We start from the raw sequence: 16,451 nt of genomic DNA, 5'->3' as shown, positions 1-16,451 counted from the left end.
AATGGATTGTGCTAATGAAGAAAGCTGAAGATTGTAATACTGTTGATGAAGTCCTTGCATGCCTCAAAGAACTGGAAGAAGATCCAAATCGCTTGGTTCGTAACGCTAACGAATTAGAACAGATGGAGCAGGAAATCCTTGAGTATACAAATCGGATAAGCGCCTTTTTTTTAAAAAAAAGATCCAGGCCTCAGTAGATTCCTCTGAACAGGTCGACCAAGAAAAAGAATTGATGTCCAATTGGCCGGGACGGATGAAAAGCGAAGGGCTTGAGACCGTTTGGATTCAGCTTTGTACAGATAGTTCGGTTGATATTCATGTTCGATACTATCGAAGGTCCTGTGACCGCCGAAAAGGAAAAAGATATAAAGGTGCATACGCTGGCTTAATCCTTCTTGGAATCCATGATCGCTGCTCGCCTGCTTTGGCTTCTATGGTGAGTTCTTGGTCAGCCTTATTAAGTTCTTTTGAAGAAGTCCGTCAAGTGCTTTGTGACCGTGGGATGACGTTGGGTATAAAGGTCATCCGTAAACTGACCTATCGGTACGCAGAGCGGGCTCGAGCCGAACAACAAGCGGGCCGAATCCCATTAAATGATAGAGATTTACTTGAAGGGCGGCGAGTCGTTATCAGCACTGATGGTGGCCGCACTCGGCTCAGAGAGAAGAAAAGGGGACCAAAAACCCAAAAGGATAGAACCCGATTTCGTGGGGCATGGCGAGAACCCAAGCTTTTGATCATTTATGTAGTGGACGCCCATGGAAAACAAGAAAAAAGCTTTTCACCATTTATTGATGGCTGTTTCAATGGACCGGATGGTGTATTCCACTTGTTAAAGGGTTATTTGAACTCCCTTCATATTCAGAACTCAGACAAAATACTGTTTGTTGCAGATGGGGCACATTGGATTTGGAATCGAATCCCCGGACTGCTAAAAGCATTGGGTTTGGCTCCTGAGCGTGTGTATGAACTTCTCGATTTCTACCATGCAGTTGAGCATCTGGGTACAGTAGCAGGCTTAAGGAAGACCTGGTCATCCAAGGAACGCAAACGCTGGGTATCGAAGCAGCGAGGTCTTCTGCTGAAGGGAAAGGCGATTGAGGTGGTACAGGCCGTCCAGAAGCTTTGTAGAGGCAGAAACAGTAAGGCTATCAAGACGGAACGGGATTATTTTGTGCGCAATGAACTGAGGCTTAATTTCTCAACTGTAAAAGCGTTGAACTTACCTATTGGCAGCGGTGCTATTGAAAGTTCGATTCGGAGAGTCGTGAATTTACGTCTTAAAGGTCCATGCATCTTTTGGTATCGGGAGAATGCAGAAAAAATGATTATGCTGCGATCATTTTATAAAGCAGGGCGTTGGAACTGCCTGAAGCAGATGGCAAACATGCACAATCCAGTGCCAGCGGTATAACCGGGAAAATGGGAATGCGCCCGTGCCTTTTTTGGCATCGGCCCACCATGAACGCGTGGACGGCAAAGGGTATCCTTACGGGCTAAAAGAGAATCGGCTGCCGCTTTCGGCAAGGATTCTGGCCATTGTTGATGTGTATGATGCCCTGACCGCCTATGACCGACCCTATAAAAAGGCAATGCCGGTTAAAAAGGCCTTGTCTATTTTATAAGAGGGCAAGGGCAGTCAGTTTGGCCCGGATCTTGTGGACATTTTTATCAACGAGAAATGCTACAATATCCAGTGTCGTCAGCACCAGCGGATTTCAGTGGATCTTCAGTTTGAAATTTTATTTTTATCCAACGAGGACCAGGCCTGGTATGTTGAAAAATACGGGCTTCCGGAGGCAGAGGGCATTGACCAGACCAAGAGCGTATCTGAAACCGATGACGCAGAAGAGATGCGCATCCGGGTCAAGGATATCTCTGTGAGCGGCATGCAGTTCCAGACCGGTTATTATTTCCCTTTGGATAATTTTGTCATGCTGAAGATTTTGATCCGTTCTATTGATCTGTCTGTATTGTCCAGAGTGGTTCGCATCAAGCACAGGCCCATGGGAACAGGCTATGTCATGGGGGTTGAGTTTGTGAACATGAAAATGACGGAACGGGAAAAATTGCTGCGCTATGTTCAGTCATTATCAACTGAAGAAAAAAAGACCCCCCTTCGGTTTTATTAGTCAGGCTAGAGTCTTTAAGGTTGGTTTTCATCATTTTTAAGGTCAGGTAAATGAAAAAAAATTTGGTTCTTGCGGTGGATGATAAACCTAAAAACCTACAGTTTTTAGGTCGGTTGCTCTCTGACAACGGGTATGAGGTGGCCATGGCCCAGAACGGGAGCCAGGCCATCAACTTTGTTCAAAAAGAGTCGCCTGACTTGATTCTTTTGGACATTATGATGCCTGAAATGGATGGATATGAGGTGTGCCGGCAATTGAAACAAGATGTGGGTGCCTGTCATATCCATGTGATTTTTCTGACCGCAAAAACCGATACCCAAGATGTGGTCAAAGGATTTGAGGCCGGCGGGGTGGATTATGTGACCAAGCCTTTTAATTCTGCCGAACTTCTGGCCCGGATCAGGACCCATGTTGATCTTAACGCCCTTAGAGGGCTTTTGCCCATGTGTGCCAGCTGTAAGAAAATCAGGGATGAAAAAGGATACTGGAAAGAGGTGGATGCCTATCTGGAAGCCCACTCCCAGGTGCTTTTTACCCACGGAATATGCCCTGATTGCATGCATAAACTCTACAAAGAGACCTCATGGTATAAAAAAAGCCAATCTTAAGGCCTGGCCGTTTCTCAAGTTTTTGGGTATGCCCAATTGCTTTTTTCATGGATTGCGTTATGTTAAGGACGTTGAATTTAACCTGGTTTGAATTTGATTAACTTAAGGTGTTTTTCACCGTAACCAATGGAGCGACTATGAGTAAAGTAATTGCAATGGCCGGCAAGGGCGGTGTGGGAAAAACCACCGTTTCTGCGCTGGTGACCCGATATTTTGCCAAGAAAAATTCTGATCCTCTTCTTGCCATTGATGCAGATCCCAACTCAAATCTGGGGGAGACCCTGGGGCTTAACATAGAAAATACCGTGGGAGACATCAGGGAAAATTTTATGAAAGATCCCCAGGGTGTGCCTGCGGGCATGGACAAGATGCTCTACCTTGAAATGCTCATGAACCAGGTTCTGATTGAGGAAAAATCCTATGACCTGCTGGTCATGGGCCGCCAGGAAGGCCAGGGCTGCTATTGCATGGTCAATAATATTCTGAACCGGTTTGCCGAGCAATTGGAGAGCAACTATAAATATCTGCTGGTGGACAATGAAGCCGGCATGGAGCATTTGAGCCGGAGAACCAGCGGCAAGGTGGATATTTTGCTTCTGGTGACAGATTATGCCCTCAGAGGGCTGCGGGCTGTGGGCCGGATCAACTCCATGCTGGGGGATCTGAAACTGGATGTCAAAGAAAAGGGGATTATTGTCAACCGGGCCCCGGAAAAATTAAGCCAGGCGTTTTTGGATGAGGTGGAAAGAATCGGGGTGCCGATTGTGGCGACCATTCCCGATGATAATAATCTTTTGGAGTTTGATATGGAACAGCGCTCTTTGATTGACCTGCCTGACGACTCTCCAGCGGTTAAGGCCGTGGATCAGCTCATGGCAAAGGCCAAGGAGATCATGGGCTGATCATGGGATATGTATTTGATTTCAAGGATGCCCAGGGCTATGATGCCGGGTTTGAGCGGCCGAAATCCAGGCACGGCCTTGACCTTGAAATCAAATTAATCCGTGATCTGGTCAACCCCAAAGCGGGCCAGCGCCTTGTGGATATCGGCTGCGGCACAGGCATCAGCCTGGTGCCTTTTCTGGACCAGGGCATGAGCCTGACCGGCATTGATTATTCTCCATATATGCTGGACAAGGCCGCTGCCCGGCTGGGCAGCCAGGTCGATCTTCACAGGGGACCTGCTGAGGATCTTCCCTTTGACGATAATGCATTTGATACGGCCTTGCTGTTTACCAGTCTGGAGTTTACGGACCGGCCGGCCAAGGCCATTGAAGAGGCCTGCCGGGTGGCCAAGGACAGGGTGGTGATCGGGGTGCTCAACCGGTATGCGCCCCTGAATATGGCCCGGCGGTTTAAAAGCTTTTTTTTCCCCGGCATTTATGGACATGCCCAGTTTTTCAGTGTGGGAGAGTTGAAAATGATGCTTAAAACCATTTTGGGCCGGGTGCCTGTTAAATGGGGAACCACCCTTCAGTTTCCCTTTGTCTCGGGCACCTGGGCCGCACGGGTGGAAAATTTAAAGCTGGTGCAAAAGTCCTATTACGGCACCTTTATCGGCATGCGTATCCGGCCGGTTCCCAAGTTCAGGACCCGGCCCCTGACCTTGAAGATCCGGAAGCCAAAAAGTTACAAGCCTGCCACAGGGCTTGCCACGGGAATGAGAATCAAAGAATGAGGCCGGCCAAGCTTTTTGAACCCTTAGAAGAGAAAATGGTCAAATGCCTTGCCTGCAACCATTATTGCAGGATCGCCCCGGGAAAACAGGGCCGGTGCAGGGTCAGGGAAAATCAGAACGGATTCTTGGTTTCCCTGGTCTATGACCGGCTGGTTTCAGCCGGTTCCGACCCCATAGAAAAAAAACCTATTTTTCACCTTAAACCCGGCTCGACCTCTTTTTCCATTGCCACCATGGGGTGCAACTTCAGGTGCCAATTTTGCCAGAATTCAGATATTGCCCAGATGCCCCAAGGGCTGACACCTGAGGCCTGGATCATGGGCAAAAAAATTGAACCCGAGGATATTGTGGCCCAGGCCATGGCCCGGGGGTGTGAAAGTATTTCCTATACCTATACTGAACCTACGGTTTTTTTTGAACTGGCCCTTGGGACAGCACGCCTGGCCAAGGAAAAAGGGCTGTACAATATTTTTGTCACCAACGGCTTTATGAGCCCTGAACTTATTGACCTTGCAGCCCCTGTCCTGGACGCGGCAAACGTGGATTTAAAGGCCTTTAATGAAGATTTTTACAAGCAATATTGCAGGGCAAGGCTCGGGCCGGTAAAAGAGAGCCTGAAACTGATGAAACAAAAGGGCATGATGGTCGAGGTGACCACCCTGATCATCCCGGGGCTGAATGATGATCCAAACGAGCTGGAAAAAATGGCCGGGTTTATTTCCCGGGAACTCGGGCCTGAGACCCCCTGGCACCTGTCCCGGTTCCATCCGGCATACAGGCTTCAGGACAGGGCCGCCACCCCGGTAAAAATTCTTGAGCAGGCCTGTGATATCGGTGTTTCAGCAGGACTTTATCACGTATACACGGGCAATGTTCCCGGCGCCAGGGAAAACACCTTTTGCCGGGCCTGCAATGCTCTGGTGGTCAGGCGCCAGGGGTATGGGGTCGAAAATTATCTTGTCCAGGGATGCTGTCCTGAATGCGGACACCCGGTCTACGGGATCTATTGAATCCAAAATAATTAAGGCAATAAAACAGATGAAACCCCAAGCTATAAAAAAACAATTCACCCAAAAGACCCTGGACTACGGCAGGATGATCAAGTTTTCCCATACCATTTTTGCCCTGCCCTTTGCCCTGTCCGCCGTGATCCTGGCCTGGGAGTCCCATCCCTTTTCCCTTTGGGATCTTGCCTGGATTCTTACGGCCATGGTCAGTGCCAGGTCCGGTGCCATGGGCTTCAACCGGATTGTGGATGCCCGGATTGATGAAAAAAATCCCAGAACCGCTGTCCGGGAGATTCCTAGCGGGGTATTATCCCCAAAAGAGGCCATATTCTTTGTGGGGATATCCTGTTTGATTTTTATATTTTCCTCGGCCATGCTCTCCGGACTTTGTTTTATCCTTTCGTTTCCCGTACTTTTTTTTCTTGGGTTTTATTCTTATACCAAACGGTTCACCCCCTACTGCCACGTTTATCTGGGGTTTGCCATCGGCCTTGCCCCTGTCGGAGCCTGGGTGGCCATTACCAATACCCTGGACCCGGGCATTATATTTTTGTCCATGAGCCTCTGGACCTATATTGCCGGGTTTGACATTCTTTATGCCTGCCAGGACATTGATTTTGACCGGGAACAGGGCTTGTTTTCCCTGCCGGCAACCCTTGGGGCAAAAAATGCCATGAACGTTGCACGATTGCTGCATTCCATGACCATGGTTTTTTTTGTGGCCATGTTTTTTGCCTTTGGCATGCACCCTGTATTTTTGGTTTTTTTAGGCCTGATCGGCCTGGTTCTGATCATTGAGCACCAATTGGTCCGTCCGGAAGATTTAACCCGGATTAATTTAACATTTTTTCATATGAATTCCATCGTCTCGGTGGCCCTGCTCATCGGGGTGGTGGTGGAGACCTTGTTAAGATGAATTCAAATCTGAATATCGGCAAAACATATGTGGTCGCGATTTCCGGGGCTTCGGGCAGTATTTACGGTGTTCGTCTGGTCAGGGCCCTGGCCGAGACCTCTGGCCGGGTACTGGTCATTCTTTCTTGTGCGGGGCTTAAGGTATTGGCCCATGAGATGGCCATGCTTGCCCATGAATCCTTTGGGGACCTTCTTATCCGGCAGGGCATGTCAAAAACCAGCCTGGAAAAAATTGAGATTTTTACCCAGGATGAAATAGGGTCAGCACCGGCCTCAGGCTCCTTTGTTCACCAGGGCATGGCCGTGGCCCCCTGTTCTATGAAAACATTGTCTGCCGTGGCTTCCGGCTATGCTGACAACCTTATGACCCGGTCCTGTGATGTGAGCCTCAAGGAAAAACGGCCCCTGGTTCTGGTGCCCAGGGAAACCCCGCTCAACCTTATTCATATTGAAAACATGGCCAAAGCAGCCCGGGCAGGGGCTGTTATTTTGCCGCCTTGTCCTTCGTTTTATAGCTTTCCCAAGACCATGGAAGACCTGGCTGACACTGTGGTGGCAAGAATCATGGATCACCTTGGGGCAGAACATGACCTGCTAAGGCGCTGGGGCAGTTGACACCCGTGGAAAATGATTTTACCGTCCTGATGGACTGGCCAGGGGTTGGATTGATCCTCGAGCGGTTATCCGCTTCCGGCAGAGCCGCATTCATTGTGGGCGGTGCCGTCAGGGACATGATCATGGGCTTGGATTTTGATGATGTGGATATTTTGACCCGGTCAGATCCGGAAGATGTGGAAATCCTGTTCAAAGATCAAAAGACAAAGCAGGTGGGCCAGGCCTTTCCCATTACCCTGGTCAACGGGGTGGAGGTGGCCTCGTGCAGAAGCGAGTGTTCGGGGGCTGATTTCCCCATCTCTGATCTTGGGATGCGGGATTTTACCATCAACGCCATGGCTTTGGACCCTTTTTCAGGAACCCTGATTGACCCTTTTAAGGGGAAAGAGGATATCAAGGATGGCATCATCCGGTTTACCCGGGATTCTGTCCAGCGGATTAAAGAAGATCCTTTGAGAATGGTCAGGGCCTGTCGGTTTGCCGCCAAATTTTGCAGCCGGATTGAGCCGGCTTCCTTTGCCGCCATTAAAACCCACAGGCAATTGATCGCTGACCAGGTCTCCAAAGAGAGAATCCGGCTTGAACTGATCAAGGCCATGGCTTTGGATTTTCCCTCTTTGTTCTTGACCCTTCTCCACGACACCGGCCTTTTGGGGCTGATACTTCCCAGCCTGGACCGGTGCCACACCCTTGACGGGGGGCCTTTTCACGGGGAGACCGTTTTTGAACACTGTCTTCTGGTGGGGGATGCCCTGCCTTTTTCCCGGCCCTTGCTCCGGCTGGCAGGGTATCTCCATGATGTGGGCAAGTATGATGCCGCAAGGATAAAACAGGGACAGCTGACCTTTGCGGGTCACGAACAATGCTGTGATGCTCTGGAAAATGATCTTGCCCGTCTTCGGTTTTCCGGCCGGGAGGCCGAATATATCCTTTCCCTGGTCAAAGGACATATGCCTCCTTTGAACGAAAAGACCACCCCCAAAGCGGTGCGCAGGCTTCTGGTCATGCTTGCCGATCTGAATCTTTCCCACAAGGATTTTCTCAGGATGAGAATTGCCGATAAAAAGGGGAATCTGGCCAAGTCCCCTTACACCTTTTCCCAGATTCGTATCCGCCTTAAAAAAATCTTGGATGAAATTTCAAATCAGGCCGCCTTGAACATCAATGATCTTGAGATTTCCGGCAGGGATATTCAGAACATTCTAAGCATGGGGCCGGGGCCTGGGGTGGGAAAGGTTAAAAAAAAACTTTTTGACCAGGTGGTGGCAGATCCAAGTCTTAACACCCGAGAGGCACTTGAAAGATTGATCAGGGGATTGCTGCCATGAAAATGGACAATCAGTGTTATCCTTGTCTTGTCAGCGCCGGGTTGAATGCCGCCTGCCTTGCCACTGAAGATCAGACCCTTGTGGGGGAAATTATCCGGAACGTTTTGGCAGAATTGGCGGTTGCGGATCCTAAAACCCCGCCGCCTCTGATTGCCCGGTTTGTTCAAGAGACTGTGGCCCGGGTTACAGGCGTAGACGATCCCTACGGCCCCTTAAAGAAAACCTGCAATGACATGGCTTTGGACCTATACCCTGAGCTTTTGGCCCTTAAGGCCAGTGCCGGGAACAGAAGGGCCCGTTTTGATACCGGGGTCCGGCTGGCCATTGCCGGTAATATCATTGATTTCGGGGTAAGCGCCCATGTGGGCAAAAAACTGGTGACAGATACGATTTCCCATTCGCTGAAAACGTCTGTCCATGGCAGTATTGAAACCTTTTACCGGGCCGTGGACAAGGCTGAAAATATTCTGTGGCTGGCGGATAATGCCGGCGAGATTGTTTTTGACCGGCTATTGCTGGAAGAGATGGATCTTTCAAAGGTGATTTATGCGGTCCGGGGCAAACCTGTGATCAATGATGCTGTGATGGAAGATGCCCGTGCCGCAGGCCTGACCTCCATGGTCAAGGTGGTGGATTCGGGTACCAACATCCCCGGCACCCTTGTGGATTATTGTTCCAATGCCTTTAAATCCGTTTTTCACAAGGCAGATCTCATCATTGCCAAGGGCCAGGGTAATTTTGAAACCCTGGACCATGGGGATCCTCGAACCTGGTTTTTGTTCAAGGCCAAATGTTCGGTGGTGGCCCGGTATGCCGGCTGCAACATCGGAGATTTAGTGGTCAAGCAAGGGGGGATATGATGTTTGGATGTCCCGGGTTTTCAGGGGAAAATCCTTTACTAATAAAAAAGCTGAGGCTATAAAGGCAAATTTTAACACCAAGAAAAAGGGCAGCTCATGGGAGATATTGTTCTTATCAATATAAGCGGCATGGACAGAAAAGGTCTGGATGCAAAATTCACAGGGATTCTGGCCCAGTATCGTGTCACCATCCTCGACATCGGGCAGGCGGTTATTCATGAACATATTTCCTTGGGAATTCTTGCGGAGATTCCCTGTGCCCAGGACTTTTCCCTGATTTTCAAGGATATGCTGTTTGAAGGTCATAACCTGGGGCTGAAAGTAGAAATCAAGCCTGTGGACCTGGACAATTACGAAACCTGGGTCCATGCCCAGGGCAAGGAGCGGCGGATTATCACCATTCTGGGCCGGGCCATTACTGCAAGCCAGATTTCAGCCGTGACTTCGGTGATTGCCGCCAACGATCTTAACATTGATTCTATTACAAGGCTTTCAGGCCGCCGATCTGTGAAAGATGCCCTGACCAATCCCAAAGCCTCTATCCAGTTTTCTGTTTCAGGCAGGCCAACAGATATCAAGGACATGAGGGGAAGGTTCATGGAGATTTCCCAGACCCAGGGGGTTGATATCTCTTTTCACGTGGACGATATCTACCGGAAAAACAGGAAACTTGTGGTCTTTGACATGGATTCCACCCTGATCCAGGCGGAGGTCATTGTTGAACTGGCCAAACTGGCAGGGGTGGGAGATGAGGTGGATAAAATCACAGAGGCGGCCATGCGGGGTGAGATGGATTTTGCGGAAAGTTTCCGGCGGCGGGTGGCCCTGCTGGGCGGTTTAAAAGAAGAACAGATTCAAGGCCTTGCCCAGACCCTTCCTTTGACCGAAGGGGCGGACCTGGTCATCCGGACCCTCAAGGGCCTGGGGTATAAACTGGGGATTTTGTCCGGGGGATTCACCTTTGTGGGCAATTACCTCAAAGAGCGGCTCGGATTTGACTATGTGTATGCCAACGAGCTTGAGATTAAAAACGGGGAGGTCACAGGCGAGGTTCACGGGGAAATTGTGGACGGAGAAAAAAAGGCCAGCCTGCTCCGGGAAATTGCCCAACGGGAAAATCTGTCCATCCATCAGACCATTGCCGTGGGGGACGGGGCCAATGATCTGCCCATGATCTCAATTGCAGGCCTGGGCGTTGCCTTTAATGCCAAGCCCCTGGTCCGGGAAAAGGCCAGCAATGCCATTTCCACCATGGGTCTTGACGGGCTTTTGTATTTGATCGGCATCCATGAGCGGGAGATCAGCCAGTCCGAGCCCATGACCTGAAATGAGTACCGATAAACAAGAAGGACAAGACTAAAATGTCCATAAATACAATGGGTGAGATTGTTAAACCAAAGACCATGACTCCTTCCAATAAAATTTTAGGCGTTGGCGGCAGCCCCAGGCAAAAAGGAAATTCTGATATTCTGCTGAACACAATCATCCATGCTGCCGCAGAAGAGAAGACTCAATGCCGTTCAGTGCAGTTAAGAGATGTGCAGTTTCAAGGGTGTATCGGTTGCGAAAAATGCAGGAAAGATAAGATCTGTACCGGGCTGACCGATGGGATGTCCTTAATTTATAATGGTATAATTTCTTCACAGGGCCTGGTTCTTGTTTCCCCCACCCACAACTATAATATTACCTCATGGATGAAGGCGTTCATCGATCGTTTATATTGCTTTTATAATTTTCAAAAGACTCACCCGCGAGCCTGGTCCAGTCAATTTGAAAATCAAAACCGCAAGGCCGTTGTTGTTGCTGTTTGTGAGCAGGAGAACAAAAAAGATATGGGATTTACCATTGAAGCGATGAAATTACCCCTGGAAGCGCTCGGGTATGAAGTGATTGAAGAACTATCGGTTTTTAAGGTCTTTGAAAAAGCAAGGGTAAAAAAAGATACCGCAACCTTGGAAAGGGCGTCAAATATAGGTAAACGCCTTGCCAAATCAATCAGTCAATAAAAAAGGGTAGACCATGGGCAATAAACAGAAAAATAACCCCTTGCATGGAATCACCCTGGAAAAAGCGGTGATTCAATTACAGGAGCATTACAGCTGGGAAGGGCTGGCCCAGAGGATCAATATCAATTGTTTTAAAAGTGACCCGTCCGTCAAGTCCTCTCTGAGGTTTTTACGCAAAACACAATGGGCCAGAGATAAGGTGGAAAGCCTGTATGTTTCAACGTTTAACCAAAAATCGCCATGGGATAATGCCAGATAGCTCAGGCCGGAACCCCGGCTGGATAAAACTCTCTGAGCTGGGCTTTGGTGTTGTGCTGGCACTTATTGCTGGTGTCGCTGCAGGGTATGGCCGGTATTGGCTTGGGTATTTTGTGCTGGGCCAGGGAACCCTTGTGGGGCTTTTCATTCCCTGGGCGGCCCATATCTTATGCCCGGTTCCCACTTGTAAATCTGTGAAAAATTTTAGGCCAATGATTCAGGTCGTGATTTTGCTTTTTTGTTTTATGGCTGCCCAGGCAATCGGATTCGTCATTGCCCAGCCCTGGTTTGAGCCCTTGGGGTGGCTGGGCCGGATCATCCAGGATGGAACACGTGAGACCGTATGGGGGATCAGCCTTTTAGGGGGAGCGGCTGCAAAAAATTTTCAACTGGGGGTGAGTGGCGGTTTCTGGATTTTTTTAAATTTGTTTGACCTTTTTTTCATGGTTTTTTTCTTCCTTGTCGGCATTAACAGCTATTGGGAGGCCGGCAATGATTAAATGGGTCCGGGGGGTGACCATTATCCTTGCCCTGGCAGCCCTGGGGGCGGGGGTGTTTTTTTGGGATGCTGAAAAGGAACTTCGCCAGGCATACCAGGCATATAAACACCAGGATATGGACCAGGCCATGCGCCATGCAAGACGGGCGATTGTTGCTGCAAAAAAGGGTGAAAAAATTATCAACTCTGCGCTGAAACTTGAATATGCCATCCGCCATAATCATCCTGAAAAAGCCATGGATTACCTGGATCAGGCGATTGTGCTTCAGCCTTTCTGCGGCCTGTGTTATCTGCAAAGAGGGGATCTGAACTACAGGCAAAAAAAATTTTCGGTTGCCCTCCATGATTTTAAAAAAGGATTTGAAAATTCAGGCCAAATAAAATTAATGATCCAGGCCTATTATTATGCCCGGCAGGGGTTGTCTCACTTGAAAGTGGGCGAATATAAAAAAGCGGCAACAGATTCTTGGAATGCCCGGCGGGCGGATCCAAAATCCCCCCTGGCCTTTTTTCTGGAATCAAAGGTACGCGATAAACACGGGGACCTTGACGGCGCTTATGAAAATGCCCAAAAAGGGTATGGCCTTGGCTCAAAAAAACGTGGTTTTTTTTCTTCACCCGAAGGGGATTTGTGGTTGAGATACTATGTTGATATTAGGATCCGGCACAAAGCCGCACACAGGTAATCATGGTCACATGCCTTGTGTCTTTCAGCTAAAGCAAAATCAATATTCGGGTTTAAGTCTTGAGCCTTTCTTTTAAAACGGCAACGGCCGTTTGGCTGGCCTTTGGGGAAAATAATTTTAAATTTATTCGGATGCATTGATGAGCTTAAAAGGTTAGGGGGTGAGTCTCACCATAAAAAATATGAAAAATAAAATCGAACTGCTGGCCCCGGGCGGAGATCTTGATTCCATAAAAGCGGCAATAGCCGCAGGTGCGGATGCCATATACTGCGGCCTGAATAAATTTAACGCCAGAAACCGGGCCGCCAATATAAATTTTGACGATTTAACCGGGGTGATTCACCTTGCCCATAAAAACAATTGCAAAGTTTTTTTAACCCTTAATATATTGATCACGGGAAATGAAATCCCGGCCCTTGTAAGGCTGCTCAATAAATTGATCAATACAAGTATTGACGGGGTTGTTGTTCAGGATTTCGGATTGTTCTACCTATTATCCAAATATTTTGATGGCCTGAAAATCCATGCCTCCACACAGCTCAACACACATAATCCAGGACAGATAAAATTTTTGAGCAGGCTTTCGGCCAATCGGGTTAACCTGGCAAGGGAGCTGAGTATTTCTGAGATAAAAGATCTGGCTTTGACCGGGCAAAAAAAAGATATCAGTACTGAGGTATTTGTCCATGGGTCTTATTGCATTGGTTTTTCAGGCCTGTGTTATATGAGTTCTGTTCATGGGGGGAACTCAGGGAATCGCGGCAGATGCAGCCAGCCCTGCCGCGACAGGTATCTTACCACCCCTGAGGGTAAGGATTTTCCCCTTAATCTTAAAGATAACTCAGCTTTTTTTGATCTGGAAAAATTATCTGAGGCCGGGGTTGATTCCTTAAAAATAGAAGGCAGAATCAAGGGGTTTGACTATGTGTATTCAGTGGTCAACTGCTGGAAAAAACGTGTCCAGAATTTTTATGGTCAAAAGAGAATCAACCCGGACAATCGTGATCTTTATAAGGTCTTTAACCGGGATTTTTCAAATGCGTATTTAAGGGGGGATATTCATAAAAATATGTTTATTGATAGCCCCCGGGACAATTCAATCAAACAATTTTCCAAAACAGATAAGGAGACGGCAGAAAAGAAAATCAGGTATTATGAAGAAAAAGCTGAGACCTCAACCATTGTCAAAAACAAAATCAAAGGATTAACTACAGCAAAAATTCCTTTAACAATAAGGGTTTCAGGAAAAATTGGCACCCCTTTAAACGTGACTGTAATAAGTGGTGACGATTCATTTGTTGTACGTTCTAAAACCAATTTGTCAAATGCCGGTATTGATCCCCGGATCCTGCACACCCCGAACCATCAAAAAGATGCAGCAGCAATGTTTTCGGGCGGCAAATCCTTTGGCCCCAAAAAAAATAAAAACCCTGACAGGCGCCTGAATCAGGGTGTTTTATTAAGCCGGTTCAAGGCCGTAAATGACACGGCATATTACATTGAACATATGGATTTAGATAATCTTCAGGAAGATCTTTTTGTATCTTTTAAAGATCTTACCGGGATTAAAAAACAAATTTTATCTATCTTAAGTGGTTCAAAACAAATTTTTGACCCAATTGACCCTCCCTTCTTAAAAAAAGAAAAGCCTATAAAAATTAAGCCCAGTCTTTCTGTATTAATTTCCTCTAAAAAGGATTTGCATCTTTTCAATAAAAGCGCTGCAAATATTTTTTTTCAACTTCCTGACAGTCTTAACGATGGTGACGGGTTTATAGATTTTTTTTTAGAAAATAAAGAATTAACCCCCTGGTTTCCGTCTGTTCTAATCGGAAAAGACTATATAGCTGGGGTAAAATTTCTTGAACGTGTGCAGCCAAAACTGATTGTAACCAATAATACCGGCATCGCTTATGAAGCCTGTAAAAAGGCAATTCCCTGGATAGCAGGTCCATTTTTAAATATTGTCAATTCATTCAGCCTTTTATGTTTAAAAGAAAATTTTAATTGTTACGGTTCATTTATTTCAAATGAGATTAGCCGAAAACAGATCAAAAGTATTATTAAGCCGGCAAATTTTAAATTGTATTATAGTCTTTATCATCCTATTTTATTGATGACCAGCAGGCAATGTCTGCTTCACCGGGTGATTGGATGCGAAAAAGATTATATTGAAGAAGACTGTATTCCAAGATGTAATAGATCTTCATCCATTACAAATTTAAACAAGGTTCCTTTTTTTATTCAGAAAACAAAGAACAACCATCATTGCATCTATAATAATGAGAATTTTCTGAATACAGATATCCTCACTGATTTTCCAAATGTTTTCTCCAGTTTTTTTGTTGATTTAAGGGATATTAAAACCCAGACTAAAATAGGGATGGATAAATCCTGTATAATTGCGCTTTTTGAAAATTTTCTAAGTGGAGTCTCCGATTCAGAAAATATACTCAAACAAATGATTCATCCCTCGACCAACGGCCAATATAAAAAAGGCATCTAAGAAAAATATTCTGCGGACAGGCCGCAGAGATGAGGGCTATACCTTAAAAGGAGGATGAAATGAAAATATCAAGCGTGATATTCACAATTTTTTTGGTCACATCAGCCGTATATGCGGGAGACGGGATGCTGAATGTAGAAAGTAAATTTAGCGTTGAAAATACAGCAGATCGAATGGAAAGGGTTTTAAATGAAAAAGGGATGACTATTTTTAACAGAATTAACCATTCTGAGAGTGCCGGCAACATTGGTATTCAATTAGGTGAAACCCAATTAAAAATATTCGGAAATCCAAAGGCCGGCAGTCCGCTCATGAAATGTCAGCAGAGTATCGCCATAGATTTACCGCAAAAAGCACTCATCTGGAAAGACGAAAATAATAAGGTCTGGATATCTTATAATGACCCAAGATATTTGCAAAAAAGACACAAAATGTCTGGTTGTGAAAAAGCGATTTCTAAAATAGAGAAGGCTCTTGCCAATATAACAAAATCAGCAGCAGACAAAGAATAGGGTATAAGAATTCAGATTAACAGGACATGTTTTTCAATGGGCACAAGATCATAACAAAGAAAAAAATAGAGTCCCTCAATAAAAAGAAGCTTGATAAAGACTTGATTATATCATGGCTCAACGAGTATGGTGGTATTGTACTCATTTATCATCATTGATGATAAATGGGGAGTTCATAGGAAAATATCTGGATTAGAAAGATATTAACTGGTTTTGCGGCGCCGTTTTTTCAGAAGTTCTGATATTGTATGCGTGCCCTGGTGAACAGGGATTGAATTCACGGTTTTTTTCAGCAGATTCGGAGGTGGCTTTTGACTGGACCATGTACTAAAACAGCACATGGTTTGAATTCGGCGTTCCTGGGTTTGGTTACATTATTTTTCATGGTTATTCTTTTATTTTCTCCCGCGGCCATGGCGGATATCGCAACAGGAGAGGCATTTTACAAAGACCTTTCCGCTCTTGCCCGCAACGGGGAAAATCCTATGATTGAAAAATTAAACACCGCTCCACGAACCCTTAACTGGGATAGGGCAAACCCGGTTCAGTTCAAAGGGCACTTAAGGTTTTTAACCTCAACAAAAGAGGGCAGCCCAGATGAGACCCGGCTTTTTTTTGTCAGGAGCACCCAGGGACAGATCATCATCCTGACCATCCCGGACAGGGCGGATCTTGCATACCAGGAACTGGAGACGCTGGGAATGTTCAGAATTCTGTGTCACGGTTTCGGTTCCCGGATCTGCCTCAGCGCCAGCGGAAGTAAAAGTCAGGTCCGAGAATGGGCCTTCAATCAGCCACGTCGGAGGAGTTGACTTTTGCTGGAGCGGAGTTCCTGGAACCA

20 protein-coding genes are annotated in these 16,451 nt (G+C 46.8%); all 20 read left to right on the top strand.

The genetic code is table 11. The annotated features are described in order from the left end of the window. Positions 1-14: 14 nt before the first annotated feature. The 20 genes from HUN05_00300 to HUN05_00205 all read left to right on the top strand — a co-directional run bounded on the left by HUN05_00300 (position 15) and on the right by HUN05_00205 (position 16,422). Positions 15-197: a hypothetical protein gene (locus HUN05_00300; GenBank protein ID WDP83798.1), complete on the top strand. Its 183-nt coding sequence runs from the start codon at positions 15-17 to the stop codon at positions 195-197. A gap of 56 nt (positions 198-253) precedes the next feature. Beyond that, positions 254-1,414 (top strand): hypothetical protein, encoded by a 1,161-nt coding sequence (locus HUN05_00295; GenBank protein ID WDP83797.1) that lies wholly within the window; start codon positions 254-256, stop codon positions 1,412-1,414. Next, the gene (locus HUN05_00290) at positions 1,395-1,625 is read left to right on the top strand and encodes a hypothetical protein (GenBank protein ID WDP87849.1); all 231 of its coding nucleotides are present in this window, start codon (positions 1,395-1,397) and stop codon (positions 1,623-1,625) included. The genes HUN05_00295 and HUN05_00290 overlap by 20 nt, the downstream gene beginning before the upstream one ends. Positions 1,626-1,658: 33 nt before the next feature. Next, positions 1,659-2,132 (top strand): PilZ domain-containing protein, encoded by a 474-nt coding sequence (locus HUN05_00285; protein ID WDP83796.1) that lies wholly within the window; start codon positions 1,659-1,661, stop codon positions 2,130-2,132. Positions 2,133-2,182: 50 nt separating this feature from the next. Continuing rightward, a complete protein-coding gene (locus HUN05_00280) occupies positions 2,183-2,740 on the top strand; it encodes a response regulator (protein WDP83795.1) in 558 nt (185 codons plus the stop codon). A gap of 137 nt (positions 2,741-2,877) precedes the next feature. Beyond that, on the top strand, positions 2,878-3,642 hold the full coding sequence (locus tag HUN05_00275; GenBank protein WDP83794.1) for an AAA family ATPase: 765 nt from the start codon (positions 2,878-2,880) through the stop codon (positions 3,640-3,642). A gap of 2 nt (positions 3,643-3,644) precedes the next feature. Further along, positions 3,645-4,418: a class I SAM-dependent methyltransferase gene (locus tag HUN05_00270; GenBank protein WDP83793.1), complete on the top strand. Its 774-nt coding sequence runs from the start codon at positions 3,645-3,647 to the stop codon at positions 4,416-4,418. After that, on the top strand, positions 4,415-5,428 hold the full coding sequence (gene amrS, locus HUN05_00265) for an AmmeMemoRadiSam system radical SAM enzyme (GenBank protein ID WDP83792.1): 1,014 nt from the start codon (positions 4,415-4,417) through the stop codon (positions 5,426-5,428). Before HUN05_00270 ends, amrS begins: the two co-directional genes overlap by 4 nt. 85 nt (positions 5,429-5,513) lie before the next feature. Then, the gene (locus HUN05_00260) at positions 5,514-6,341 is read left to right on the top strand and encodes a UbiA family prenyltransferase (GenBank protein ID WDP87848.1); all 828 of its coding nucleotides are present in this window, start codon (positions 5,514-5,516) and stop codon (positions 6,339-6,341) included. Next, complete coding sequence (locus HUN05_00255) at positions 6,338-6,955, top strand: UbiX family flavin prenyltransferase (protein ID WDP83791.1); 618 nt, start codon at positions 6,338-6,340, stop codon at positions 6,953-6,955. Before HUN05_00260 ends, HUN05_00255 begins: the two co-directional genes overlap by 4 nt. Positions 6,956-6,984: 29 nt before the next feature. Further along, complete coding sequence (locus HUN05_00250; GenBank protein WDP87847.1) at positions 6,985-8,283, top strand: CCA tRNA nucleotidyltransferase; 1,299 nt, start codon at positions 6,985-6,987, stop codon at positions 8,281-8,283. Continuing rightward, positions 8,280-9,143: a DUF89 family protein gene (locus HUN05_00245; protein ID WDP83790.1), complete on the top strand. Its 864-nt coding sequence runs from the start codon at positions 8,280-8,282 to the stop codon at positions 9,141-9,143. The genes HUN05_00250 and HUN05_00245 overlap by 4 nt, the downstream gene beginning before the upstream one ends. A 96-nt stretch (positions 9,144-9,239) precedes the next feature. After that, the gene (gene serB, locus HUN05_00240; protein ID WDP83789.1) at positions 9,240-10,469 is read left to right on the top strand and encodes a phosphoserine phosphatase SerB; all 1,230 of its coding nucleotides are present in this window, start codon (positions 9,240-9,242) and stop codon (positions 10,467-10,469) included. Between the two features lie 50 nt (positions 10,470-10,519). Next, positions 10,520-11,149 (top strand): flavodoxin family protein, encoded by a 630-nt coding sequence (locus tag HUN05_00235; protein WDP87846.1) that lies wholly within the window; start codon positions 10,520-10,522, stop codon positions 11,147-11,149. A gap of 13 nt (positions 11,150-11,162) precedes the next feature. Then, complete coding sequence (locus HUN05_00230; protein ID WDP83788.1) at positions 11,163-11,408, top strand: DUF2132 domain-containing protein; 246 nt, start codon at positions 11,163-11,165, stop codon at positions 11,406-11,408. After that, positions 11,362-11,907, top strand: coding sequence for a hypothetical protein (locus tag HUN05_00225; protein WDP83749.1), 546 nt, complete (start codon positions 11,362-11,364; stop codon positions 11,905-11,907). Before HUN05_00230 ends, HUN05_00225 begins: the two co-directional genes overlap by 47 nt. Further along, positions 11,900-12,592, top strand: a complete 693-nt coding sequence (locus tag HUN05_00220) for a hypothetical protein (GenBank protein WDP83787.1) — start codon at positions 11,900-11,902, stop codon at positions 12,590-12,592. The genes HUN05_00225 and HUN05_00220 overlap by 8 nt, the downstream gene beginning before the upstream one ends. A 181-nt stretch (positions 12,593-12,773) precedes the next feature. Then, positions 12,774-15,098 carry a U32 family peptidase gene (locus tag HUN05_00215; GenBank protein ID WDP87845.1) on the top strand — a complete coding sequence of 775 codons (2,325 nt, stop codon included), beginning with the start codon at positions 12,774-12,776 and terminating at the stop codon, positions 15,096-15,098. A gap of 59 nt (positions 15,099-15,157) precedes the next feature. Further along, complete coding sequence (locus tag HUN05_00210; protein WDP83786.1) at positions 15,158-15,610, top strand: DUF302 domain-containing protein; 453 nt, start codon at positions 15,158-15,160, stop codon at positions 15,608-15,610. 383 nt (positions 15,611-15,993) lie between these two features. Then, the gene (locus HUN05_00205) at positions 15,994-16,422 is read left to right on the top strand and encodes a hypothetical protein (GenBank protein WDP83785.1); all 429 of its coding nucleotides are present in this window, start codon (positions 15,994-15,996) and stop codon (positions 16,420-16,422) included. The last annotated feature ends 29 nt before the right edge of the window (positions 16,423-16,451 follow it).

The organism is Desulfobacter sp. (assembly GCA_028768545.1).
Taxonomy (GTDB): Bacteria; Desulfobacterota; Desulfobacteria; order Desulfobacterales; family Desulfobacteraceae; genus Desulfobacter.
Note: the sequence above shows the minus strand (reverse complement) of the source record. Positions and strands in the feature narration are given on the sequence as shown.

Coding starts and splice junctions, on each gene's coding strand:
- HUN05_00220 (WDP83787.1), top strand. CDS start 11,900: ATGATTAAATGGGTCCGGGGGGTGACCATTATCCTTGCCCTGGCAGCC.
- HUN05_00235 (WDP87846.1), top strand. CDS start 10,520: ATGGGTGAGATTGTTAAACCAAAGACCATGACTCCTTCCAATAAAATT.
- HUN05_00215 (WDP87845.1), top strand. CDS start 12,774: ATGAAAAATAAAATCGAACTGCTGGCCCCGGGCGGAGATCTTGATTCC.
- HUN05_00225 (WDP83749.1), top strand. CDS start 11,362: ATGTTTCAACGTTTAACCAAAAATCGCCATGGGATAATGCCAGATAGC.
- HUN05_00270 (WDP83793.1), top strand. CDS start 3,645: ATGGGATATGTATTTGATTTCAAGGATGCCCAGGGCTATGATGCCGGG.
- HUN05_00230 (WDP83788.1), top strand. CDS start 11,163: ATGGGCAATAAACAGAAAAATAACCCCTTGCATGGAATCACCCTGGAA.
- HUN05_00300 (WDP83798.1), top strand. CDS start 15: ATGAAGAAAGCTGAAGATTGTAATACTGTTGATGAAGTCCTTGCATGC.
- HUN05_00205 (WDP83785.1), top strand. CDS start 15,994: ATGGTTATTCTTTTATTTTCTCCCGCGGCCATGGCGGATATCGCAACA.
- serB (WDP83789.1), top strand. CDS start 9,240: ATGGGAGATATTGTTCTTATCAATATAAGCGGCATGGACAGAAAAGGT.
- HUN05_00275 (WDP83794.1), top strand. CDS start 2,878: ATGAGTAAAGTAATTGCAATGGCCGGCAAGGGCGGTGTGGGAAAAACC.
- HUN05_00260 (WDP87848.1), top strand. CDS start 5,514: ATGATCAAGTTTTCCCATACCATTTTTGCCCTGCCCTTTGCCCTGTCC.
- HUN05_00280 (WDP83795.1), top strand. CDS start 2,183: ATGAAAAAAAATTTGGTTCTTGCGGTGGATGATAAACCTAAAAACCTA.
- HUN05_00210 (WDP83786.1), top strand. CDS start 15,158: ATGAAAATATCAAGCGTGATATTCACAATTTTTTTGGTCACATCAGCC.
- amrS (WDP83792.1), top strand. CDS start 4,415: ATGAGGCCGGCCAAGCTTTTTGAACCCTTAGAAGAGAAAATGGTCAAA.
- HUN05_00295 (WDP83797.1), top strand. CDS start 254: ATGAAAAGCGAAGGGCTTGAGACCGTTTGGATTCAGCTTTGTACAGAT.
- HUN05_00245 (WDP83790.1), top strand. CDS start 8,280: ATGAAAATGGACAATCAGTGTTATCCTTGTCTTGTCAGCGCCGGGTTG.
- HUN05_00250 (WDP87847.1), top strand. CDS start 6,985: ATGGACTGGCCAGGGGTTGGATTGATCCTCGAGCGGTTATCCGCTTCC.
- HUN05_00255 (WDP83791.1), top strand. CDS start 6,338: ATGAATTCAAATCTGAATATCGGCAAAACATATGTGGTCGCGATTTCC.